The 22,831-nt window shown below is 68.2% G+C and carries 20 protein-coding genes; 12 read left to right on the top strand and 8 right to left on the bottom strand.

The features are described 5' to 3' along the window. Positions 1–3: 3 nt before the first annotated feature. From metH to H5J31_RS32890, 3 genes are all read right to left on the bottom strand, one after another. Complete coding sequence (metH, locus tag H5J31_RS32900) at positions 4–3,612, bottom strand: methionine synthase (protein WP_181776568.1); 3,609 nt, start codon at positions 3,610–3,612, stop codon at positions 4–6. Between the two features lie 141 nt (positions 3,613–3,753). Continuing rightward, complete coding sequence (locus tag H5J31_RS32895; RefSeq protein WP_181776567.1) at positions 3,754–4,866, bottom strand: acyltransferase family protein; 1,113 nt, start codon at positions 4,864–4,866, stop codon at positions 3,754–3,756. 230 nt (positions 4,867–5,096) lie between these two features. Beyond that, entirely contained in the window at positions 5,097–5,783 is a 687-nt protein-coding gene (locus H5J31_RS32890) for a peptidylprolyl isomerase (RefSeq protein WP_181776566.1), read from the bottom strand. A 148-nt stretch (positions 5,784–5,931) separates the two neighbouring features. Here H5J31_RS32890 and H5J31_RS32885 point away from each other — a divergent pair, with 148 nt between their 5' ends. Further along, on the top strand, positions 5,932–6,543 hold the full coding sequence (locus H5J31_RS32885) for a hypothetical protein (RefSeq protein WP_181776565.1): 612 nt from the start codon (positions 5,932–5,934) through the stop codon (positions 6,541–6,543). A gap of 13 nt (positions 6,544–6,556) precedes the next feature. On the opposite strand, the gene H5J31_RS32880 is transcribed toward H5J31_RS32885, so the two are convergent. Next, the gene (locus H5J31_RS32880) at positions 6,557–6,826 is read right to left on the bottom strand and encodes a DUF2631 domain-containing protein (RefSeq protein ID WP_181776564.1); all 270 of its coding nucleotides are present in this window, start codon (positions 6,824–6,826) and stop codon (positions 6,557–6,559) included. 95 nt (positions 6,827–6,921) lie between these two features. Between H5J31_RS32880 and dxr the strand changes: the two genes are divergently transcribed. The 7 genes from dxr (at position 6,922) to H5J31_RS32845 (ending at position 14,850) form a co-directional block, all read left to right on the top strand. Next, entirely contained in the window at positions 6,922–8,127 is a 1,206-nt protein-coding gene (gene dxr / locus H5J31_RS32875; RefSeq protein ID WP_181776563.1) for a 1-deoxy-D-xylulose-5-phosphate reductoisomerase, read from the top strand. Between the two features lie 3 nt (positions 8,128–8,130). Continuing rightward, entirely contained in the window at positions 8,131–9,375 is a 1,245-nt protein-coding gene (locus H5J31_RS32870) for a M50 family metallopeptidase (protein WP_181776562.1), read from the top strand. Positions 9,376–9,511: 136 nt separating this feature from the next. Further along, a complete protein-coding gene (ispG, locus tag H5J31_RS32865; protein ID WP_181776580.1) occupies positions 9,512–10,645 on the top strand; it encodes a flavodoxin-dependent (E)-4-hydroxy-3-methylbut-2-enyl-diphosphate synthase in 1,134 nt (377 codons plus the stop codon). Positions 10,646–10,801: 156 nt separating this feature from the next. Then, positions 10,802–11,656 (top strand): GNAT family N-acetyltransferase, encoded by an 855-nt coding sequence (locus H5J31_RS32860; RefSeq protein ID WP_181776561.1) that lies wholly within the window; start codon positions 10,802–10,804, stop codon positions 11,654–11,656. A 50-nt stretch (positions 11,657–11,706) separates the two neighbouring features. Beyond that, entirely contained in the window at positions 11,707–13,512 is a 1,806-nt protein-coding gene (locus tag H5J31_RS32855; RefSeq protein ID WP_181776560.1) for a penicillin-binding transpeptidase domain-containing protein, read from the top strand. A 23-nt stretch (positions 13,513–13,535) separates the two neighbouring features. Continuing rightward, entirely contained in the window at positions 13,536–14,393 is an 858-nt protein-coding gene (map, locus tag H5J31_RS32850; protein WP_181776559.1) for a type I methionyl aminopeptidase, read from the top strand. A 136-nt stretch (positions 14,394–14,529) separates the two neighbouring features. Then, entirely contained in the window at positions 14,530–14,850 is a 321-nt protein-coding gene (locus H5J31_RS32845) for a DUF6355 family natural product biosynthesis protein (RefSeq protein WP_181776558.1), read from the top strand. A gap of 104 nt (positions 14,851–14,954) precedes the next feature. On the opposite strand, the gene H5J31_RS32840 is transcribed toward H5J31_RS32845, so the two are convergent. Beyond that, positions 14,955–15,644 carry a FadR/GntR family transcriptional regulator gene (locus H5J31_RS32840; RefSeq protein WP_181776557.1) on the bottom strand — a complete coding sequence of 230 codons (690 nt, stop codon included), beginning with the start codon at positions 15,642–15,644 and terminating at the stop codon, positions 14,955–14,957. Between the two features lie 48 nt (positions 15,645–15,692). Here H5J31_RS32840 and H5J31_RS32835 point away from each other — a divergent pair, with 48 nt between their 5' ends. Together H5J31_RS32835 and H5J31_RS32830 are read left to right on the top strand one after the other, a co-directional pair. Next, positions 15,693–16,940: a CynX/NimT family MFS transporter gene (locus H5J31_RS32835; RefSeq protein ID WP_181776556.1), complete on the top strand. Its 1,248-nt coding sequence runs from the start codon at positions 15,693–15,695 to the stop codon at positions 16,938–16,940. A gap of 55 nt (positions 16,941–16,995) precedes the next feature. After that, positions 16,996–17,508 carry a hypothetical protein gene (locus H5J31_RS32830; RefSeq protein WP_236005527.1) on the top strand — a complete coding sequence of 171 codons (513 nt, stop codon included), beginning with the start codon at positions 16,996–16,998 and terminating at the stop codon, positions 17,506–17,508. Positions 17,509–17,594: 86 nt separating this feature from the next. Here the strand turns inward: H5J31_RS32830 and H5J31_RS32825 are convergent, their stop codons facing one another. Further along, on the bottom strand, positions 17,595–18,989 hold the full coding sequence (locus H5J31_RS32825) for a mycothione reductase (protein ID WP_181776555.1): 1,395 nt from the start codon (positions 18,987–18,989) through the stop codon (positions 17,595–17,597). Positions 18,990–19,061: 72 nt separating this feature from the next. Then, positions 19,062–19,724 carry a M15 family metallopeptidase gene (locus H5J31_RS32820; RefSeq protein WP_181776578.1) on the bottom strand — a complete coding sequence of 221 codons (663 nt, stop codon included), beginning with the start codon at positions 19,722–19,724 and terminating at the stop codon, positions 19,062–19,064. A 390-nt stretch (positions 19,725–20,114) separates the two neighbouring features. On the opposite strand from H5J31_RS32820, the gene H5J31_RS32815 reads away from it, so the two are divergent. Further along, positions 20,115–20,948 (top strand): S1 family peptidase, encoded by an 834-nt coding sequence (locus H5J31_RS32815; protein WP_181776554.1) that lies wholly within the window; start codon positions 20,115–20,117, stop codon positions 20,946–20,948. 33 nt (positions 20,949–20,981) lie between these two features. Continuing rightward, the gene (locus H5J31_RS32810) at positions 20,982–21,464 is read left to right on the top strand and encodes a GNAT family N-acetyltransferase (protein ID WP_181776553.1); all 483 of its coding nucleotides are present in this window, start codon (positions 20,982–20,984) and stop codon (positions 21,462–21,464) included. Here the strand turns inward: H5J31_RS32810 and H5J31_RS32805 are convergent. Beyond that, a complete protein-coding gene (locus H5J31_RS32805) occupies positions 21,430–22,617 on the bottom strand; it encodes an 8-amino-7-oxononanoate synthase (protein ID WP_181776552.1) in 1,188 nt (395 codons plus the stop codon). The genes H5J31_RS32810 and H5J31_RS32805 overlap by 35 nt on opposite strands. Between the last annotated feature and the right edge of the window lie 214 nt (positions 22,618–22,831).

Below are 22,831 nucleotides of genomic sequence, written 5' to 3'. Positions count from 1 at the left end.
GTGTCATTCGGGTTCGTAGGCGAGGTTCGGGCGCAGCCACTGCTCCACAGTGGACAGGTCGAGGCCACGGCGGACGGCGTAGTCCTCGACCTGGTCCTTGCCCAGCCGTCCGACGGTGAAGTACTTCGAGTCGGGGTGGGCGAAGATCAGCCCGGACACGCTCGCCGCCGGCGACATCGCGAAGGACTCCGTCAGCGTCATTCCGAGCTTGTCGGAGTCGAGCAGGTCGAACAGTTCCTGCTTCTCGCTGTGATCCGGGCTGGCCGGGTAGCCGAGCGCGGGACGGATCCCGCGGAACCTCTCGGCGTGCAGGTCCTCCAGTTTCGGATCGGCGTCCGGCTCGAACCACTCCCGCCGCGCCCGCAGGTGGATGTGCTCGGCGAAGGCCTCGGCGAGCCTGTCCGCGAGCGCCTTCACCATGATGGCGCGGTAGTCGTCCTGTTTCGCTTCGAACTCGGCCGCGAAGTCCTCGGCACCGAGGATGGTGACCGCGAAGCCGCCGAGGTGGTCGCCCGCGCCGGCCGGGGCGATGTAGTCGGACAGACAGCGATTCGGCCGCTCCAGCGGTTTCTTGGTCTGCTGACGCAGCATCGGGAACTTGATCCCCGACTCCAGGATGATGTCGTCGCCCTCGGAGTGCGCCGGCCAGAACGCGTACGCGCCCTTGGCCTGGAACCGCTCCTCGGCGATGATCTGGTCCATCAGGGTGTTCGCGTCGTCGAACAACTCCTGCGCGACCGGGTTCGAGAGGATCGCCGGGTACTTGCCCTTCAGCTCCCAGGCCAGGAAGAGGAAGGTCCAGTCGATCATCTCGCGCAGTTCGGTGAGCGTCGGCGAGACGTACCGGACACCGGTGAACGCGGGGGTCGGGACGTCGTCGAAGGAGACCTTCTCCGGGTTCGCCCTGGCCTGCTCGACCGTCAGCAGCGGGGTGCGCTGCTTGTTGGCGTGCTGCTCACGCAGCTTCTCCTGGTCGGCCCGGTTGTTCTTGTCGAGGATCTCGGCGCGGTCGGCGTCGAGCAGGTCACCGACGACGCCGACGACGCGGGAAGCGTCGAGGACGTGCACGGTGGTTTGTTCGTACGCGGGCGCGATGCGGACCGCGGTGTGCTGGCGTGAGGTGGTCGCACCGCCGATCAACAGCGGCAGTTTCAGCCCGCGGCGTTCCATTTCGGTGGCGACGTTGACCATCTCGTCCAGCGACGGCGTGATCAGACCGGAAAGCCCGATGGCGTCGGCGCCTTCGGAGACCGCGGTGTCCAGGATGACCGCGGCGGGGACCATCACGCCGAGGTCGATGACCTCGTAGTTGTTGCAGCCGAGGACGACGCCGACGATGTTCTTGCCGATGTCGTGCACGTCGCCCTTGACCGTCGCCAGGACGACCTTTCCGTTGCCCTGGCGGGTTTCGACGCGGCCTTCGAGACGGGCCTTCTCCTTCTCGGCCTCCATGTACGGCTCGAGGTAGGCGACCGAACGCTTCATCACACGCGCGCTCTTGACCACCTGCGGCAGGAACATCTTGCCGGAACCGAACAGGTCGCCGACGATCTTCATGCCGTCCATCAAGGGACCTTCGATGACTTCGAGCGGCCGCGGCAGCTGCTGCCGCGCCTCCTCGGTGTCCTCCTCGATGAAGTCGACGATCCCGTGCACCAGCGCGTGGCTGAGCCGCTCCGCGACCGGCTTTTCGCGCCAGGAAAGGTCGACGACGCGCTGGGTTCCCTTGCCGTTGACCGTTTCCGCGAACGTGACCAGCCTGTCGGTGGCGTCTTCACGGCGGTCGAAGAGCACGTCCTCGACCAGTTCGAGCAGATCCTTGGGGATGTCCTCGTAGACCGCGAGCTGCCCGGCGTTGACGATGCCCATGTCCAGCCCGGCGCGCACCGCGTACAGGAGGAAGGCCGAGTGCATCGCTTCGCGCACGACGTTGTTGCCGCGGAAGGAGAACGACAGGTTGGAGATACCGCCGCTGATGCGGACGCCGGGACAGCGTTCCTTGATCCGCGGCAGCGCGTCGATGAACGCCTTGGCGTATCCGTTGTGCTCGGAGATACCGGTCGCGACCGCGAGCACGTTCGGGTCGAAGATGATGTCCTCGGCGACGAAACCGGCCTTCTGGGTGAGCAGGTCGTACGCGCGGCCACAGATGTCGACCTTGCGGTCGGCGGTGTCGGCCTGGCCCTGTTCGTCGAAGGCCATCACGACCACGCCCGCGCCGTAGTCACGGATGCGGCGGGCCTGCTGGAGGAACTGCTCCTCGCCTTCCTTGAGGCTGATGGAGTTGACGACACCCTTGCCCTGCACGCATTTCAGCCCGGCTTCGAGGACGGTCCAGCGCGAGCTGTCGATCATGATCGGCAGGCGGGCGACCTCGGGCTCGGTGGCGATGAGGTTGAGGAACGTGGTCATCGCCTTTTCGCTGTCGAGCAGATCGGCGTCCATGTTGACGTCCAGCAGGTTCGCCCCGCCGCGGACCTGCTCCAGCGCGACGTCGACGGCGGCCTGGTGGTCGTCGGCCTCGATCAGCTTGCGGAACTTGGCGGATCCGGTGACGTTGGTCCGCTCACCGATCATGACGAAACCGGTGTCCTTGCCGATTTCGAACGGCTCGAGCCCGCTGAAGCGGGTGTTCGCCTTCGGATCCGGGACGTGCCGCGGTGTCATCCCGCGGACGGCGTCGGCGATTTCCTTGATGTGCGCGGGAGTCGTGCCGCAGCAACCGCCGACCACGTTGACCATCCCGGCCGTGGCGAAGTCCGCGAGCAGCCCGCCGGTCTCCTCGGGCGTCTGGTCGTAGCCGCCGAAAGCGTTCGGCAGACCCGCGTTGGGGTGACAGGCGGTGTAGGTCCCGGCGAGCTGGGACAATTCGGCGATGTGCGGGCGCATTTCCTCGGCGCCCAGCGAACAGTTGACCCCGACCAGCAGCGGTTCCGCGTGCTCGATGGAACTCCAGAACGCCTCGACCGTCTGCCCGGACAGCGTCCGGCCGCTCAGGTCGACGATCGTGACCGAGATCCACAGTGGCAGATGCGGCGCGACGTCGCGTGCCGCGGAGATCGCGGCCTTGCAGTTGAGCGTGTCGAAGATCGTCTCGATCAGCAGCAGATCGACGCCGCCTTCGGCCAGCGCCTTGATCTGGTCGGCGTAGGAGGCGTACACCTCGTCGAAGGTCACCGCGCGGAACGCCGGGTCCTCGACCTTGGGGGACAACGACAACGTGACGTTCAGCGGCCCGACCGACCCGGCGACGAACTTCCCGCCCGCGGCGTCCGCGGCCTCGCGCGCGATCTGGGCGCCGCGGAGGTTCATCTCGTAAGCGAGGTCTTCGAGCCCGTAATCCGCCTGGCCGATCGTGGTGGCGGTGAACGTGTTCGTCGTCGTGATGTCCGCGCCGGCGTCGAGATACTGGCGGTGGATGTCGCGGACGACGTCCGGCCTGGTGATGTTCAACAGGTCCGGGTCGCCGGTGATGTCGCGGGGGTGATCCTGGAACCGCTCGGTGCGGTAATCCTCGGGTTTGAGGCCGGCGTTCTGGAGCATCGACCCCCACGCGCCGTCGAGCACGACGATGCGCTCATCCAGCAGCTTTCGTAGGGCGGTCGTTTCCATCCAGAGCTCCTCCCATGTCGTGGGAGGCGCCCTTGCGGTGATGTCCGGGGCCGAGCGTGGCGGACCCCGTGGTCCGTTGCAGCGCCTCTCGACCTTTGACGAGCTTACCGGATCTACACAAGGGCGCTTCGCCTGAATTGCTCAGCCTCTGGTCAACGCGGGTTCGGCTTCTCGCATCGTGGGATCCGGTGCCGAGGGCCTGGTCCGGTCTTCCGATCGCGTTTTACGACGTGCGACCACCTTGCGGCCGACGTCGATCATCGGCACCTCGACCCAGCGGTAGAGGACGTCGGAAATGACGAGGGCGACGACGGTGACGGCGACCGCGGTCAGGGTCCGATGTGTGCCGAGCTGCGGAATGGACAGGGCCACCACGGTCGCCGCCACCCCTTGCAAGAGGTACACGGAGTACGACCGCTCGCCGAGGAAGCGCATCGGCGGAGTGGAGAAGACCCAGGCGATCGGGCCCCGTGGGATCAGCGAGGTGATGAACAGCGCGACCAGTACCGCGTAGGTGGTGCCTCCCACCGTGCCGCCGTCCTGGAAGAAGGCCTCGATGTCGGTCACGTGAAGCTGGAGGACGACCAGAGCCGGGAGCAGGACGAAACTGGCGATGGGATGCGTGAAGACGCGGAGAGCGGCGAAGCCCTTGCGGTAGTGGAGGCCGATGGCGAGCGCGCAGCCGATGATGATGGGCGAGTAAGCGCCCGCGTAGGGCATCACCGGGATCAGCGCGATCATCAGGGCGATCAGGCCGATCGCCAGACCCAGCCGCTTCGGGAAGCTCAGTGCCGCGATACCGAAGGCCAGGAACGGCCAGACGAGATAGAACTTCTGCTCGACCCCCAGCGTCCAGGACTGGCCGAAGGGCGCGTTGTGGGCGAACTCGTTGGTGAAGGTCAGGAAGTACGGCATCGCGCCGGAAAGGCCACTGGAGGTGTACTGGCCGCGCAGATAGGTGAACACCACGATGATGCCCAATACCGCGAAATACACCGGAAGAATGCGGAACGCGCGACGGATATAGAAGTTCGCGAGCGAGATCCTGCCGTTTCGGTCCTCTTCCCGGAGGGCCAGCGTGGTGATCAGGAAACCGGACAGGACGAAGAACAGGTGTACACCGATCCAGCCATTGGCCATGGTCCAGGACGGTCCGCCGTAATGGAACACCACGACGAGCAGCGCGGCGATCGCGCGCAGGCCGTCGAGGGCCGGAAATCTCTTGGTCGCGAGGTACTGCTCATGCGTCATCATCACTGGAACCCCCAGGAACGTCACCGGCAGCCAAGCCGGCAAGGATTCGTCACTCTAAAGGGTGAATTGCCGGTTCCTGTGAGGGGGTTGTGAATTTCCTGTGCGTAGTGACTGTCGACACAGGGGCGACTGTTGGAGATTTACGAGCCGCCGGGTTCTCTGGACCGATTTCGACGAACTCCTGGCGCCGGTAAGGGAACCGAAGCGACGCGGTAGCGAGCCGATCGCCTTTAGAAACCGACGGTCGCCTTCTGGATCTTCACCGGCTTCGCGGGCAGCCCGTCCTGAGGTCCGTTCGGATCGGTCGGGATGATCCCGGCGGCCACGATCCTGTCCAGGACCTCCATACCGCGTACGACCTTGCCCATCACCGAGTAGTTCTTCGGGATGTTCGCGAACGAGTGCACGATGAAGAATTCGCTGCCATTGGTGCCGGGGCCCTGGTTGCCCATGGCGATGGTGCCGCGCTCGTAGGTCTCGGTGCCGTCGACCTCATCCGGGAACTTGTAGCCCGGGCCGCCCTTTTCGGCCTCGTAGATGTCGCCGCACTGGAGGACGCCGAGGCGTGAGGAGTTCGTCAGGCGCCAGCACTGGCTGTGGTCGTAGAAGCGCTGCAGCGCGAGGCTCGCCAGGTTGTGCGCGGCGCACGGGGCGGCGCCGGCGCGGTTCAGGCGGACGGTCACGGGACCGTAGTTGAAGCGGAACGTGACGTCGATGGTGCCGCGCGTCAGCGCGAAGGGGAGCGGCCGGAAGACCGGGCGGGCGGCGGGGTTCTCCGGGGTCGGCGTGAACTCGCAGCGCACGATCGGCAGCGAGGCCGAAGCGGCCGAGGAGGCGGGCGCGGCCGAGGCGACACCCGGCAACAGGACGGTGGCGAGAGCGGAGACGACAGCGGTGACACCCCAGCGCAGCTTCATGAGGGGGAACCTAACTCAAAAGGGTGGTCATCGGGTAGCGGTTCACGCGCCGCGCGGTGATAGCTGTGGTCCAGGTGGTCGTGAGTGGCGATTCGGGTTAGAACACGAATCGCCACTCACGACCACCTGCACCGAACGGCCACCGCACATGCTGAGCTCACTCACCGCCGCGTGCCTCGCCCTGACGCTCGTCCTTCTCCCGCCGTCCGAGATCCGCCCGGACCAGATCGACCACGTCGCCCTTCCCTGCGCCCAGGCGGGAACGTCGTCCGACGACGTCGACACCGCGGGAGCGCTCAACCAGCAACTCGGCACCAAGATGCGCGGCTACATGAACGCGTACAACACTTCGTGCGCCAGAGCGGTCGTCGAAACCGTCCAGAGATCGGGGCTCAACGAACGCGCGGCGGCCATCGCGATCGCGACGGTGATCGTCGAGTCGAGTATCGCCAACCTCGACGGCGGGCTGGGCGACTCGGTGGGGCTCTTCCAGCAGCGTGCGAGCTGGGGGAGTTTCGCGCAGCGGACCGACCCGGCGTGGGCGACCGTCAAGTTCCTCGGCGTGATGCGGCAGTTCTACCCGAACGACTCGTGGAACAACGTCGCCATCGGGGAGGTCGCCGCGGTGGTCCAGCGGCCCGCCGCCAAGTACCGGCACCGCTACGGGGTCGAGGCCGACGACGCGGTCAAGATCGTCAACGAGCTTTGGGCCCAGAACGGCAATTGGCCCCCGTCCTCGACGGAGAACGGGGGCCGATGAAGCCGTGAGAAAGCTACTTGCGCCAGGCCGTGCGCTGCTTGCGCATGTCCAGCACCAGGCCGAACACCAGCGTCAGGGACAGGCCGATCAGCCACAGGTTCTCGGTCCAGCCGTGGTGGTTGCCGTACAGCATCACCAACAGGATGATCGCGCTCAGCCAGCCCGCGATCCGCGTCGCCTTCGGGAAGGAGCCGTGCCAGCCCCATTCGGCCGACGGCTCGTCGCGGGGATCGACGGTGTCGACGCCCACCCGGCCACGCTTTTCGACCGCCTTGCTCGCCACGATCAACTCCTCAAGACCCGGTGGTTCACTTGCCCGCGAATGATCCCACACCTGGCTGCACGCGCCGGATGGGGCCCAAGCGACAATGACCCCCGATGACTACCTCGCGAAGTGTGCTCGTGCTCGGTTCGACCGGTTCGGTCGGCGCCCAGGCCCTCGACGTCGCGGCCCGTAACCCGGACCTGTTCCGGGTCGCCGGGATCGCCGCGGGCGGCTCCGACCCCGCGGCGCTGGCCGCGCAGGCCTTGGCGCACCAGGTCGACGCCGTCGCCATCAGCAGGCCCACGGCCGTGGAAGACCTGCAGCTCGCGCTGTACGCCGAGGCTCAGAAGCGCGGCTACTCCAGCGGTGACTTCAAGCTCCCGCGCATCTTCGCCGGGGCCGACGCGGCCCTCGAGCTGATCGACGCCGTCCCGGTCGACGTCGTCCTCAACGCGCTCCCGGGTTCCCAGGGGCTCCCGCCGACCCTGCGCGCGCTGGCCACCGGCGCCACGCTCGCGCTCGCCAACAAGGAGTCGCTGATCGCGGGCGGACCGCTGGTCCTGGCCGCGGCCGAGCCCGGGCAGATCGTGCCGGTCGACTCCGAACACTCCGCGATCGCGCAGGCCTTGCGCGCAGGCCGTGACGCCGAGGTCGCCCGGCTGGTCCTCACCGCCTCGGGCGGCCCGTTCCGCGGCCGGAAGCGCGCGGAGTTGGCGGACGTCACGGTCGAGCAGGCGATGGCGCATCCGACCTGGTCGATGGGGCCGCTCATCACGATCAACTCGTCCACTTTGGTCAACAAGGGGCTGGAGCTGATCGAGGCGAAGCTCCTCTTCGACATCGAGACCGACCGTATCGACGTGGTCGTCCACCCGCAGTCGATCATTCACTCGATGGTGACTTTCGTGGACGGCTCGACCATCGCGCAGGCCAGCCCGCCGGATATGCGGCTGCCCATCGCGCTGGCCCTGCACTGGCCGGATCGCGTCCCCGGCGCCGCGGCCGCGTGCGTCTGGGACAAGCCCGCGAGCTGGACCTTCGAACCGCTGGACAACGAGGCGTTCCCCGCCGTCGAGCTGGCGCGGCACGCCGGGACCGTGGGTGGCTGCGTCCCGGCGGTCTACAACGCGGCGAACGAGGAACTGGTGGCCGCCTTCCTGGCACAGAACACCGGCTTCACCTCGATTGTGGACACTATTGCCCAGGTGGTGGAAGCCGCCGACGAATGGCGTCGCGAACCTCGCGACGTGGATGACGTACTAGCTGCCGAGCGCTGGGCTCGCGCGCGTGCCGGTGCGCTGATCGGTAAGGGGAAGTAGCGCGTGCTCTGGTTCATTATCGGGATCGTGCTGTTCGCGCTGGGTATCTGCCTGTCCGTCGCACTGCACGAGGCCGGTCACATGTGGGCGGCCAAGGCCTTCGGCATGAAGGTCCGGCGCTACTTCATCGGCTTCGGGCCGACGATCTTCTCCTTCCGCCGCGGTGAGACCGAGTACGGCGTCAAGTGGATCCCGCTCGGCGGGTTCTGCGACATCGCCGGCATGACCGCGCTCGACGAGGTCACCCCGGAAGAGTCGAAGCGCGCGATGTGGCGCTTCAAGACCTGGAAGCGCACCGTCGTCATGTCGGCGGGCTCGGCGATGCACTTCATCCTCGGGTTCATCATCCTGTACCTGATGGCCGTCACCATGGGCCTGCCGAATCCGGCCGCGCAGGCCGCTCCCACCGAATCGGTGATCAGCGCCACCTCGTGCGCCCGTGCGGCGACCACCATGGAGCAGCTCAACGACACGACCTGTCCGCCGGGCGCCCCGACGCCGGCCAAGACCGCCGGGCTCCAGGCCGGTGACAAGGTCCTGTCGGTCGCCGGGAAGCCGACGCCGACCTGGCGCGACATGCTCGCGGCCGTCCAGGTCGCCAATGGCCCGACGCCGTTCGTCATCGAGCGCAACGGACAGCAGATGAACCTGTCGGTCGACGTGCCGCGGGTGCAGCGACTGGTCAGTGACGGTTCCAAGAACACCGTCGTCAAGGACGTCGGCATGATCGGCGCCTCGCCGATCCAGAACACCGCGCCGGCGATGCTGACCTACGGACCGGTCGACGCGATCGGCGGGACGCTCAGCTTCACCGGCACGATGTTCTCCGAGACCGCGCAGCGGCTGATCGAGTTCCCGTCGCGGATCCCCGCGGTGGTGGATTCCATCTTCGGTGGCGAGCGCGACCCGAACACCCCGGTCAGTGTGGTCGGCGCCAGCCGGATCGGCGGCGAGGCGGCCGAACGCGGCCTGTGGGAGATCTTCGTACTCCTGCTGGCGAGCCTGAACTTCTTCATCGGCGTGTTCAACCTGCTGCCGCTGCTCCCGCTCGACGGCGGGCATATCGCGGTCGTCTGGTACGAGCGGGTGCGGGACTGGTTCCGGAAGCTGCGGGGCAAGGCGGCGGGTGGTCCGGTCGACTACACGAAGCTGTCGGCGGTCACGATGGTGCTCGTCTTCATCGGCGGCGCGGTGACTCTGCTCACCGTCACCGCCGACATCGTGAACCCGGTCAAGCTGTTCCAGTGACGCCGCGCTCTGTATACGGAGCGCGCTGTCAGCGTGGTTGGGCTGCCCAGGTAATGCTGCTCACCGTGACGGCTGACGTCGTGTATGTCCGCCGATCGGGGTAGGTACGCTTGAAGGCGTGACTGTCGCTCTTGGTATGCCAGCGCTTCCTCCTCCCGTCCTTTCCGAGCGTCGTAAGACCCGACAGCTGCAGGTCGGGCCGGTCGGCGTCGGGAGCGAGCACCCGATTTCGGTGCAGTCGATGACCACCACCCTCACCTCCGACGTCAACGCGACCCTGCAGCAGATCGCCGAGCTGACCGCTGCGGGCTGTGACATCGTGCGTGTCGCGTGCCCGTCGGCGGATGACGCCGAGGCGCTGTCGGCGATCGCCCGGAAGTCGCAGATCCCGGTGATCGCGGACATCCACTTCCAGCCGAAGTACGTCTTCGCCGCGATCGAGGCCGGCTGCGCGGCGGTCCGGGTGAACCCGGGCAACATCCGCAAGTTCGACGACCAGGTCAAGGAGATCGCGCGGGCCGCGAAGGACCACGGCACCCCGATCCGGATCGGCGTCAACGCGGGTTCGCTGGACAAGCGGATCATGGACAAGTACGGCAAGGCGACCCCGGAAGCGCTGGCCGAGTCCGCGCTGTGGGAGGCGTCGCTGTTCGCCGAGCACGACTTCTACGACGTCAAGATCTCCGTGAAGCACAACGACCCGGTGGTCATGGTGCGCGCGTACGAGATCCTGGCCGAGCAGTGCGACTACCCGCTGCACCTCGGCGTGACCGAGGCGGGCCCGGCGTTCCAGGGCACCATCAAGTCGGCCGTGGCGTTCGGCGCCCTGCTGCGTCAGGGGATCGGCGACACCATCCGCGTCTCGCTCTCGGCGCCGCCGGTGGAAGAGGTCAAGGTCGGGATCCAGATCCTGCAATCGTTGAACCTCAAGGAACGCAAGCTCGAGATCGTGTCCTGCCCCTCGTGCGGCCGCGCGCAGGTCGACGTCTACACCCTCGCCGAGCAGGTCACCGCCGGCCTGGAGGGTATGGAGATCCCGCTGCGCGTCGCGGTCATGGGCTGCGTCGTCAACGGCCCCGGCGAGGCACGCGAAGCCGACCTCGGTGTCGCCTCGGGCAACGGCAAGGGCCAGATCTTCGTCAAGGGCGAGGTCATCAAGACCGTGCCCGAGCACGCCATCGTCGAGACGCTGATCGAAGAAGCCATGCGCATCGCCGAGGAGTCGGTCGAGACCATCGGCGAGGGAGAGCCCACCGTCACGGTCGGCTGAGTGGTCGAGACCAAGCGCTATGAACGGCTCGTTCCTTGCAAATTTTGCAAGGAACGAGCCGTTCATAGCGCTTGAGGGCCCCGACCAGCCCAGGTTGTCTCAGCGTGTCGTAAAGCTTGCGTTCCGTTTACGCCGCCGATCTGGCACCCTGGAGTGGTGTTGCGGCTTGCAGGTGCACGGCTGCTCGATGATCGGGACTATCCGGCGGTCCGTGCCGCGCTCGCCGCAGACCCGGTCGGCAGCTGCATGGTCAGTGCCAGGGTGGAGACCGCGGGTCTCGACCCCTGGCGGCTCGGTGGTGAGCTCTGGGCCGCCGATTCCCGTCCCGTGCGGGCGGGCAGGCTCCAAGGGCTGTGCTTTTCCGGGCCGAATCTGATCCCCTTGCGCGGCAACGCCTCCGCGCTTCGCTCCTTCGCCGATCGCGCCCTGCGCCGCCCGCGGAGCTGTTCTTCGCTGGTCGGCCCGTCCGAACAGGTCCTCGGGCTGTGGGACGAACTCGAGCCGGAATGGGGTCCGGCCCGCGAGGTCCGGCACGACCAGCCGTTGATGGCGCTCGACGGCGCCCCCTCCGTGGCCGCCGATCCACTCGTCCGCGCCGTCCGGCCGGAAGAACTCGAAAGGTACCTTCCCGCCGCGATCGCCATGTTCATCGAAGAGGTCGGTGTCGACCCGCGCAACGGCGACGGCGGAGCCGGTTATCGCGCCCGCGTCGCGGAACTGATCGCCGGCGGCCGCGCGTTCGCGCGTTTCGAGGACGGCGAAGTCGTCTTCAAGGCCGAGATCGGCGCGATGTCCTCCACCGTCGGCCAGATCCAGGGCGTCTGGGTGCATCCGGATCGCCGCGGCCGCGGCCTCGGCACCGCCGGGACGGCGTCGGTGGTGAACAGGCTCGTCCGCGGGATGGGCCGCACCGCGAGCCTGTACGTCAACGCCTACAACAGCCCGGCGCTCGCCGCCTACCGCAGGATCGGCTTCCAGCAGGTCGGGCAGTACGCGACGGTTCTTTTCTAGCTCGGCGTTGCGTCCGGTCGGAAACCGCCCGGGCTGGCAGGATCCGTCGCATGCCTGCAGGTCGTCGTGTCGCTGTCGTCGTGCTCGCGGGAGCCATGGCCCTCTCGGCCACCGGTTGCGGCCTGTTCGCCGAATCCGGCCCCGATGAGGCCGTTTCCGGCTTCCTCGACGGCCTTTCCTCCGGCGACCTCGCGGCCGCCTCGGCCTTCACCGATTCGCCGGACGCCGCACGGGCGACACTGGAGCAGGCGCGCAAAGCCCTTTCCCCGGAGTCGATCAAGGTCGCCGACAAGGACGTCAAGCATTCGTCCGGGGCGGACGACGGGACGGCGACCTATCAGCTCACCTGGAATCTGCCGCGTGGCCGCGCCTGGACGTACAAGGCCGACGCGCAGGTCCATTCCACTCAGGACGGCTGGAAGGTGCGCTGGCTGCCGACCGTGCTCCATCCGCAGCTGGCCGCGCAGCAGAGCATCACGGTGAAGTCCGAGCCACCGGACCTCGCTCCGGTGCTGGACCGCGACGGTATGCCGCTGCTGCGCCCGCAGACCGTCGTCGGCGTCGTCCTCGACCCGGCGAAGGCGGGCGACGTGAACGCCGTCGCCGACAAGCTCGGCGCGTCGCTCAACCGGTTCGACGCCTCGGTCACCGGGCAGTCGATCCGCGACGGGGTGAAGGCGCTCAAACCGGGAGCCGGCTATCCGGTGGTGAGCCTGCGCGCGAGTGACTACCAACAGGTGAAACCCGAGATCTACGAGCTGCCCGGCGTGCGGTTCAGCCAGCAGGACAGGCTGCTGCCCGACGACAAGAACGCCGGTAAGCAGGTGCTGCCCGCCGTCCGGTCGCTCGTCGAGGACCAGGTGGAGGGCGCGGCGGGCTGGCGCGTCGTCACCCTCGACGTCGCCGGTGGCGAGATCACCGACCTGCACAACGAACATCCCAAACCGGCTCCCGCGATCGTCAGCACGCTGAGCCTGAAGGCGCAGGGCTCGGCCGAACGGGCCCTCGCCCCGGTCCCGACGGCCTCCGCGCTGGTCGCGATCCAGCCGTCGACCGGCGAACTGCTCGCCGTCGCGCAGAACGCCCCGGCCGACGCGCAGGGTGCCATCGCGCTCAGCGGCCGGTTCCCACCGGGGTCGACGTTCAAGATCGCCACCGCGGTCGCGGCGCTGTCCGCGGGTTCGGTGCAGCCGGGCAGCCCGGTCGACTGTCCCGGTACGGCCACCTTCGAGAACCGGACGGTGCCGAACGAGGGCAAGTTCGCGCTCGGCACCGTCCCGCTGTCCAAGGCGTTCGCCAAGTCCTGCAACACGACGTTCGCGAAGCTCGCGACCGATCTCCCGCCCGCCGCGCTGACCGACGCCGCGCGCGACCTCGGCATCGGCGCCGACTTCGTGGTCCCGGGCCTGACCACGATCACCGGATCCGTGCCGCCCGCGAACACCGTCGCGCAGCGTGCGGAGAACGGGTTCGGCCAGGGGACCGTCGTGACGAGCCCGTTCGGGCTGGCGATCGCCGCGGCGGCGGTCCAGTCCGGGAAGGTCCCGGTGCCGACGCTGGTGCGGGGGATGGCGGCGACGTCGTCCGGCCTCGGGAAGCCGGTCAAACCGGAGGTGCTCGACGCCGTCCGCGGGATGATGCGCGAGGTCGTCACCGACGGCACCGCGACGCTGCTCAAACCCCTTCCCGACGTCCGGGGCAAGACCGGGACTGCCCAGTTCGGCGACGGGACGCATTCGCACGGCTGGTTCGTCGGCTACGCCGGTGACCTGGCCTTCGCGGTGCTGCTCACTGACGCGGGAACGTCCAAACCGGCGGTCGAGGCCGCGCAGCGCTTCCTGACGGGGCTCGGTTAGCGAGCAGGTCGTAGGCTGGTCACATGTCCGTTCGTTCCCCCTTGAAGCCCGGCGTCCAGACGCCGAGGCGAGACGTCCCCGCCAGCATCGCCCGCCCCGAGTACGTCGACCGGCCGGCGCCGAAACGCGACACGGGCAACGGGGTCCGCACGCCCGAGGTGATCGAGGCGATGCGCGTCGCGAGCCGGATCGCGGCGCAGGCGCTGGAAGAGGGCGGCAAGGCCGTCAAACCCGGCGCGACCACGGACGACATCGACAAGGTGATCCACGAGTTCCTGCTGGACAACCACGCGTACCCGTCCACGCTGGGCTACCGCCGGTTCCCGAAGTCGTGCTGCACCTCGCTCAACGAGGTGATCTGCCACGGCATCCCGGACTCGACGGTGATCGAGGACGGCGACATCTGCAACATCGACGTCACTGCGTTCATCGGTGGCGTCCACGGCGACACCAACGCGACGTTCCTGGCGGGTGACGTCTCCGAGGAGGCGCGGCTGCTGGTCGAGCGCACCCGCGAGGCGACCATGCGCGCCATCAAGGCCGTCCGCCCGGGCAGGCAGCTCAACGTGATCGGCCGCGTCATCGAGGCGTACGCGAAGCGATTCGACTACGGCGTCGTCCGCGACTTCACCGGCCACGGCGTCGGCCCGGCGTTCCACACCGCGCCGACCGTCCTGCACTACGAGGAGCCGTCGGTCGACACGGTCATCGAGCAGGGCATGACCTTCACGATCGAGCCGATGATCACCCTCGGCACCATCGATTACGACATCTGGGACGACGACTGGACCGTCACCACCAAGGACAAGAAGTGGACCGCGCAGTTCGAGCACACCCTCGTGGTGACCGAGAACGGCGCGGAAATCCTCACGCTGCCCTGACGACCTCGTGAGTGGCGATTCGGGTGCCGGCCCCCATCGCCACTCACGACGCGGGCGGGTTTCAGCCTTGCCTGAATCACCTCTCGGAGAACCGAGGCCCCTTTTACGATCCCCTCAGATAGCTCTGGAGGGACTCATGAAGACAAATCGTATTCGCGGCACCCTGGCGAAAATCGGCGTCGTCACCGCACTGGCCGTCACACCGTTGTTGGCGACCGCCGCCCCCGCGCAGGCCGCTCCGCCACGCGGCCACTGTGGCTTCTGGTCGGAGGCAATCGGCGCGATGGAAAACGAGACCTGGTATGTGAACTGCCACAACGCCAACGTGGAACTGCGAATTCGAGTTCCCCAAGGCGACTTTTACCGCTGCGTGGGTGTCGGCACCACCTTCCTCGACCCGCTGAAACCCAGTGGCACCGGCAACATCACCTCGGCGGTGGCAGTGGGGGTCTGCTGATCGGGAGCCTGGCGCCTCGTGGTCCGTGAAGGCCTCCTTGAGGGACCCAGGGTCCCTCAAGGAGGCCTTCACGGACTTCGCGAGCGGACGGCGAGCCGTTGCGTCTAGCTCTCGTCCTGCTCCACCCTGGCGAGCAGTTCGTCGAGGAAGCCACAGGCCTCGGAGGCGGCCCGGTCCGCGTCGCCGTCGGCGATGGCGTCGGCGAGCCCTTCGTGGCCGATCTCCGGCAGGTACTCGCGCCCCGGCGTCACGTTCGACGTCGCGGCCACGCTGGCCGTGATCACCTCGGTGAGCCCCCGGTACATCTCGGTCAGCAAGGTGTTATGTCCACTTTGGACGACGGCGAAGTGGAATTCCGCGTCGAGCCGGGCGAAGTCCTCCCAGTGGCGTTCCCGCAGTTCCTCGTTGCGCCGTTCGAGCAGCGAGCGGAGCCCGGCCACTTCCTCTTCGGTCCGTGACTTCGCCGCGAGCCGGGCTCCCTCGACTTCGAGGATGCGCCGCACCTGCAGCACCTCGCGCAGCTCCGAGCCGCACAGCCGCCGGATCGCGCCGGAAACCTCGCTCGTCGCGCGCACGTACGTGCCGTCGCCCTGCCGGACCTCAAGCAGTCCCGTGTGCGCCAGCGCGCGCACGGCTTCGCGGACGGTGTTGCGTCCGACGCCGAGCTGACCCGCCAACTCGGGCTCGGTCGGAATCCGCTGCCCGATGGGCCATTCTCCCTGCGTGACGGCGTCACGCAGCTGCTCTATGACCTGATCGACCAGGCCGGCACGGCGCGTGGTGGCCAATGGCACAGCGTTATCCCTTCATCCAATCATCCTATGTATGTGATACTAGCCGACGTGCGTGTCGACTCCCAGGAATCCGTGTCCCCGTTCGACGAGCGTCTCGAACTCGAAGGCTCGATCGAAACGGAGTGGCGGCCGGGAGTGATCACCGGCGGCGTCCTGCTCGGTGTCGCCGTCATCCTGGTGGCGCTGAACCTGCGGCCGGCGATCACCAGCGTCGGCCCGATCCTCGGCGATATGCGCGACGACCTGGGTGCCACGGCGACCTGGGCGGGCGTCCTCACGACGCTGCCGGGCCTCTGCTTCGCCGCCGCCGGTCTCGCCGCTCCCACCCTGGCCCGCCGGTTCGGCGTCGGCGCGGCCATCGCGTCCGCTCTCTCGATCCTGGCCGTCGGCCTGGTGCTTCGGGTGCTCGACGGACCGTATGTGGTGCTCGGCGGAACCCTGGTCGCCACGGCCGGGATCGCCCTGGCGAACGTGCTGATCCCAGTCGTCATCAAGGACTCCTTCCCGGCGCGTGTCGGACTGATGACAGGCGTGTACACCGCCGCTCTCCAGGGCGGAGGCGCCCTGGGGTCAGCGCTCACCCCTCCCCTGGAGAACGCGTTCGGCGGCTGGCGCCAAGGTCTGGGCGCCTGGTCCGTACTGGCGGTGCTCGCACTCCTCGTGTGGATTCTCGCAGCCCGCGGTGCGGGTCGTGCATCCGTTGCCGAGGCAGGCAAGCAGGGTAGCGGGCGATCGCTCCTGCGTAGCCCCCTTGCGTGGATGGTCACCCTATTCTTCGGAACTCAGGCCTTTTTGGCCTACGTCGTGATGGGCTGGCTGCCGGAAGTGTTGATCGACGCGGGGGTGAGCAAGGGGGACTCCGGGCTGCTGCTCGGCCTGATCTCGCTCATCGCCGTCCCGATCAGCCTCGTCGTCGCGCCGATGGCAGCGCGGCACCGCAGCCAGAGCCCGTGGATCGTCGGGCTGGGTGTCTTCGGCTTCGCCGGGATGGTCGGCATGATGCTCGCCCCGGCCGCCTCGCCGCTGCTCTGGAGCCTTCTGATCGGGCTCGGGATGTCCGTCTTCTCGCTGGCGCTGACCGTGATCGCGCTGCGGGCGCGCACCGGCGAGGACACCGCGCGGCTCTCCGGGATGGCGCAGGGCATCGGCTATCTGATGGCGGCCGTCGGGCCCTTCCTGTTCGGCCTGCTCCACGACCTCACCCGGGGCTGGACCGTGCCTTGGATCATGATGCTCGTGGTCTTCGCCGCGCAGATGACCTTCGGTGCCCTCGCCGGCCGTCGCCGGTTCGTCTGAACGCGTTCAAAAAACTTCTTGACCCCCTGCCGGGCGGAGCTCTAACCTGAGCGAGTTGAACCTGTTCAAAAACTCGGTTCTGGGGGTCGGCGTGGTGGAGGAACTGGCGGTCGGGACGGTCTTGGCGTGCTTCGCCGCGATCTGCATCGCGGTGGCGCCGCAGCGGGCCGCCCCGGCGACGTCGCCGGTCGAGTTCTACCGCGCCGTGGACCGCGTCTGCGTGCGGGTGGGGGCGGAGAGCAGCGCGGAGATCGAGCGCTACTGGCCGGACCCGAAGGGGGACGTCGCGGTGGAGCAGCGCAAATGGCGGCACTACATCGCGACGAAGGTGGACGACGCCAAGGACGTCCTCAAGGGGGCGACGGGGGTCCGCACGGTGCCCGGAGGGGCGGCATCGGCGCGCGAGGAGTTCTTGGTGGCCGTCCGCCGCTACGTCGAGGCGGGCGAGCGGTTCTCGGGGGAGGGGGCCGGCTCGCTCGCCCTGATGGTGGTCTCGGACAACGCGATGAACGCCGTGGGTGAGCTCACGGAGCGGAACGGGGCCCGCAACTGCGAACGCGTCGTCTGAGGCGCCGGAGACGCTATGAACGGCCCGTTACTTGCAAATTTTGCAAGTAACGGGCCGTTCATAGCACGCGGAGAGGGCGGGAGCGGTCAGTCCAGCGGCAGGTTCAGCAGCGCGTTCTCGACCAGTTCCGGCATCGCCGGGTGGATCCAGTACTGCCCGCGCGCCATGCTCTTCGCGTCGAGACCGAAGCTCATCGCCTGGATCAGCGGCTGGATCACCGACGACGCCTGCGGGCCGATGATGTGCGCGCCCAGCAGCTGTCCGGTGGCCGGGTCGGCGAGCAGTTTCGCGAAGCCGGTGGTGTCCTCCATCGCCCAGCCGTAGGCGATGCCGGCGTAGTCCTGGTGCGAGGTCACGTACGAGACGCCGCGCTCGCGAGCCTCGCGTTCGGTCAGCCCGACCGAAGCGACCTGCGGCGAGGTGAACACCGCGTGCGGGACGAACCGGTGGTCGGCTTCGATCCGCTCGTCCGGGTGCAGCAGGTTGTGCTGCACGACGCGCTGTTCGTGGTTCGCCACGTGCTTGAGTTCGAAGACCGAAGAGATGTCGCCGAGCGCGTAGATGCCGTCGACCACGGTCTGCTGGTACTCGTCGACGAGGACGTGCCCGCGCTCGCCGGTGGTCACCCCGGTGGCGGCGACGTCGAGCAGGTCGGAGTTCGGTGTCCGGCCGGTGGCGACCAGCAGGACGTCGGCCTCGACGGTCTCGGCGCCTTGCGGGCCTTCGAGGTCCAGCGCGACCCCCGCCGCGGTTTTGCGCGCGCGGACGGTCTTCCGGTCGAGCCGCACGTCGAAACGCTGCGCGGCCAGTTCGGTGAACCGGGCACTGACGTCGTCGTCCTCGGAACGCAGCAGCGCGCCGGAGCGGTTGACCACGGTCACGTTCACCCCGAACGAGGCGAAGACGTGGGCGAACTCGGCCGCGATGTAGCCGCCGCCGAGGATCACGATGCTCGACGGCAGTTCGTCGAGCCGCATCACGGTGTCGGAGGTGTGGTAGCCGGTCTCGGAGAGGCCGGGGACGTCCGGGATCACCGGGCGCCCGCCCGCGGCCAGCACGAACCGGTCGGCGGTGATCGTCTCGGCCGGGCGGCCGTCGGGGTAGCTGACCTGCAGTTCCTTATGCCCGGTGAAACGGCCCTCGGCCTCGTACACGGTGACGTTCTTGTTGTCTTCGTGCTTCACGCGGTACTCGCGCCCGCCCGCGGCGATCGGGTCGATCCGGCCGAAGATCCGGTCGCGGATGTCGCGCCAGCGGACCCCGGTCAGTTCCTCGTCGACACCGAACTTCGCCGACGACGCGGGGGTGGCCGCGACGTTCGCGGCGTGCACGAACATCTTCGTCGGGATGCAGCCCACGTTCAGGCAGGTGCCGCCGAACGTGCCCTTCTCCACGATCGCCGTGTTCAAGTCCGCGAAACGCGGGTCGAGGATCGAGTTACCCGATCCGGTACCGACGATCACCAGGTCGTAGTGGGGCACGTGTCTTCCTTTACGGCGGGAGCGGGTGGTTCCGACTCTAGCCAACTTGTCACGGAGACAGGTTGTTCCCGGTCAGTGCCCGTTCGCGCTGAAATGCATCCGGTCCTTCGGGGTCGTCCACGTGCCGCCCCAGGTCCAGCCGATCGCGGAGAAGGCGGCCACGGTCGCGTCTCCGGGCGTGATCATCCCGGGCCGCCGGTCGCCTCGGTCGAGGTACGCGGACGCGAGTTCGGGGAGGACGAGGTCGCCCTTGGTGTACGGGTTGCAGAACGGGTTGACGTCGATCGCGAGACCGTAGGCGTGCGCGGACCAGTTCGTCTGCCCGCGAGCCGGACGGCAGACGAAGGCATTGGTGTTGTTGCCGTCACCCGTTGGGGGAGCGGTGAGCTCCGGCGGAGAGGTCACGCGCATTTCCTCGATCGGGAACCTCGCGGCGAACAACCGCCCGAATACGGTGACGACCCCGTTGGCCACCGAAGCGTTCACGAGCATTTCGCCGGTGTGCGCGCGGCCGTCGAAACCCCAGAACGACAACGTCAGGTAGCGCAGTTCGGTGGCCTTGACCGGGCAGCCCGCCTGCCACGTGCTGCGGCCGAGAACGTCGGCGGGTACGGGATTCACCGTGCCCGCGAACCGGTTCCCGGCGGGCGGCGGAAGCAGATCCGCGGTCGGCAGGGATCTGTCGGCCAGCACGGGAGGAGTGGGGAGGATCTGCCCGAAACCGTCACTGCGCAAGGGAAGCGGCTTCGCGCCGACTTGCCACGCGGGCGCCGGGGGCGGCGTTTTCGGTGGTGTGGTCACCGGAATGCCGCTGATGGCCGAAGTGGACGGTGGCGGGGCGGGTGGTTCCGGAGAAGGACTCGAACACGACAGCAGGACGAAGGCCGTGGCCGCCAGAATCGTCGCCGTCGCTCGCACGAGCTCCAGCGTGACAGATGCGTTCGGTGAGCACAGGTCCACCCGTTTCAGTGACACCGCATCGGGCTTTCTCCGATTAGGGTATTCGCGATCGCTTGTGTACGCGCTGGAGTCGAACGACTTCCCTGGTTTGACGGCTGCCCAGTGCCGCGGCGCCCCGGCCCCTGCCTTCGTGGCAGTACGTACGCCCCGGTGAAGGGATAGAACATGCCCAAGAAGTCACGCCGCACCCTGCTGCTCGCCGTCGGAGCGGTACTCGCGACGGCCGTCATGGTCCCGGTCGCGGTCAACAGCGCGTCGGCCGAAGACAGCGCGGTGAGCGGACCGGACAAGGCCGCCGAGCCGAGGATCGTCGGTGGCGGTAAGGCTTCGGTCTCGGACTACCCCTACGCGGTCTACTTGGCCGATCGCGGCGGTAACCAGTACTGCGGTGCGGTGATCGTCAGTTCCACGACCGTCGCGACGGCGGCTCACTGCGCGGTGGCGGTCAAACGTGCCGACGTCCGTGTGGTGGCGGGACGGCAGGACAAGCGCTCGCGGGACGGCGTCGAGCTGCGCGTTTCCCGTATCTGGGTCAGCCCCGACTACAGCGGCGACCCCGGCAAGGGCGACGACATCGCGGTGATGACGGTCAGCGGGCAGCTGCCGTACCGGCCCGCGAAGGTCGCCGGATCCAGCGACGTCGAGAAGTATCGCGAAGGGACGAAGGCGACTGTGCTCGGTTGGGGCCGGGTCGCCGACGGCGGCGCGCGCTCGGACTACCTGCGCAGCGCGGACGTCCCGGTCGTCAGCGACAAGACCTGCCGCACCGCGTACTCGGGTTACGACCCGAGTGACATGGTGTGCGCCGGCTACCCCGAAGGCGGGATCGACGCCTGCCAGGGCGATTCCGGTGGTCCGCTGGTCGTGGGCGACACGCTGATCGGGATCGTTTCGTTCGGCGAAGGCTGCGCGAGGCCGGGCAAACCGGGCGTCTACACGCGCGTCTCGCACTACGCGAACGAGATCTCCCAGCAAAACCAGCGCAAGCTGATCGGCTGATCGATGCCTTCTTCACGCCCGATGTGCTAACAAGTGGGCGTGAGCACCGACACCCCGATCACCGAGACCACGTCGTTCCCGCTGTCCGTCGCCGGTGACGAGATCACCGCCGCACAGCTGCACGACATCCTCCGCCTGCGCGTGGACGTGTTCGTCGTCGAGCAGAAGGCCGCCTATCCCGAGATCGACGGGCGCGACCTCCTGCCCGGCACACGACACCTCTGGATCGGCGGTTCCGTCGGCGTCGACTCGTATCTGCGCGTACTGCAGGACGCCGGCGGCACCTTCCGCATCGGCCGCGTGTGCACGTCCGCGCGTTCACGCGGCAAGGGGCTGGCGGGACGGCTGATGGAAACCGCGCTCGCGGGCATCGGCGACTCGCCGTGCGTGCTCGACGCGCAGACGTACGCGAAGAACTTCTATGCCAAGTACGGCTTCGTGGCCGAAGGCGACGAGTTCGAAGAGGACGGCATCCCGCACATCACGATGTGGCGCCGGGAGGAGCCGCGGCCGTGATCACCCCGACCGCGCGGTCCACGTCGGCCTCGGTGAGGTCGGCGCGAGCGGTCAGGCGCAGCCGGGAGATTCCGTCGGGCACGGACGGCGGACGGAAGCAACCGACGCGCACACCCTGATCCGCGCACGCGGCCGCCCAAGCGACGGCGGCTTCGGCCGACGGAGCCTGTACGGAGATCACCGCGGCGTCCGGGAGACTGACCCGGAAGCCCGCCGCTTTCAGTTGCATGGACAGGTTTCCGGCGACCTCGGTCACCTTGGTGGCGAGTTCCGGCTCGGCCTTCAGCGCGCCGAGAGCCGCCAGTGCGGCGGCGGCCGTGGCGGGCGCGAGCGCGGTGTCGAAGATGAAACTGCGCGCGGTGTCCACGAGATGCTTGATCACGCGACGCGGTCCGAGCACCGCTCCACCTTGTGCGCCAAGGGATTTCGACAGCGTGATGGTGGTGACGACGTCAGGCGCGCCGGAAAGGCCCGCGGCGTGGACGGCACCGCGGCCACCTTCGCCGAGGACGCCGAAGCCGTGAGCGTCGTCGACGAGCAGCGCCGCGCCGTGCTTCCGGCAGACGCCGGCGAGCTCCTCCAGCGGCGCGATGTCGCCGTCGACGGAGAAGACGGAATCGGTGACGACGAGCGCGCGGGGCTTGCGACGGGTCGAGAGGGCGTGCTCGACCGCGCTCGGCGTGCTGTGCGCGACCGCGGCGATGTCCGAACGGGACAGGCGGCAGCCTTCGATCAGCGAGGCGTGGATGTACTTGTCCGTCACGATCGCGGAATCCGCTCCGGACAGTGCCGTGACGGCGCCGAGGTTCGCGGTGAAACCGGACGAGAACACCAGCGCGGCCTGCGTCCCGCAGAACCGGGCGAGCTCATGCTCGAGTTCGGCGTGGACCTCGGTGGTGCCGCTGACGAGCCGCGAGCCGGTCGATCCGGCGCCCCAGCGCAACGCGGCCGCCGCTGCCGCCCCGGCGACACGCTTGTCGCGGGCGAGGCCGAGGTAGTCGTTGCCCGCGAGGTCCAGTTCCGGGCTCTGCGCCTGCCGGATACGCAGCTTGCGCACCAGCCCGGCCTCGGCCCGCTTCTCCGCCTCCACGTCGAGCCAGTCGAAGACCTGGTCGGGAGGGAGGTTCTGGGGAGCGGGGCCGGGAGAAGTCACGTCTCGCAGTGTCCCACCCGCCGTTTCCCGATGGACGTGGTGGTCCCCACAGGACGGCACGCGTGCTTGGGCGGACGGCACGCGTGATCAGACGGACGACATTCGTGCTTGAACGGACGACAGGCCCGGCGGGAGTCCGCCGGGCCTGTCGTCAAATCACGCGAGTCAGCTGTCGTAGCTGCGACGCGGGCGGCTGCCCGGACGCTGCGGGCGG

The sequence above is a fragment of the Amycolatopsis pittospori genome, from assembly GCF_013870525.1.
Lineage (GTDB): Bacteria > Actinomycetota > Actinomycetes > Mycobacteriales > Pseudonocardiaceae > Amycolatopsis > Amycolatopsis pittospori.
The sequence above is the reverse complement of the archived record's forward strand: the minus strand, read 5'-3'. Positions and strand labels throughout refer to the sequence as shown.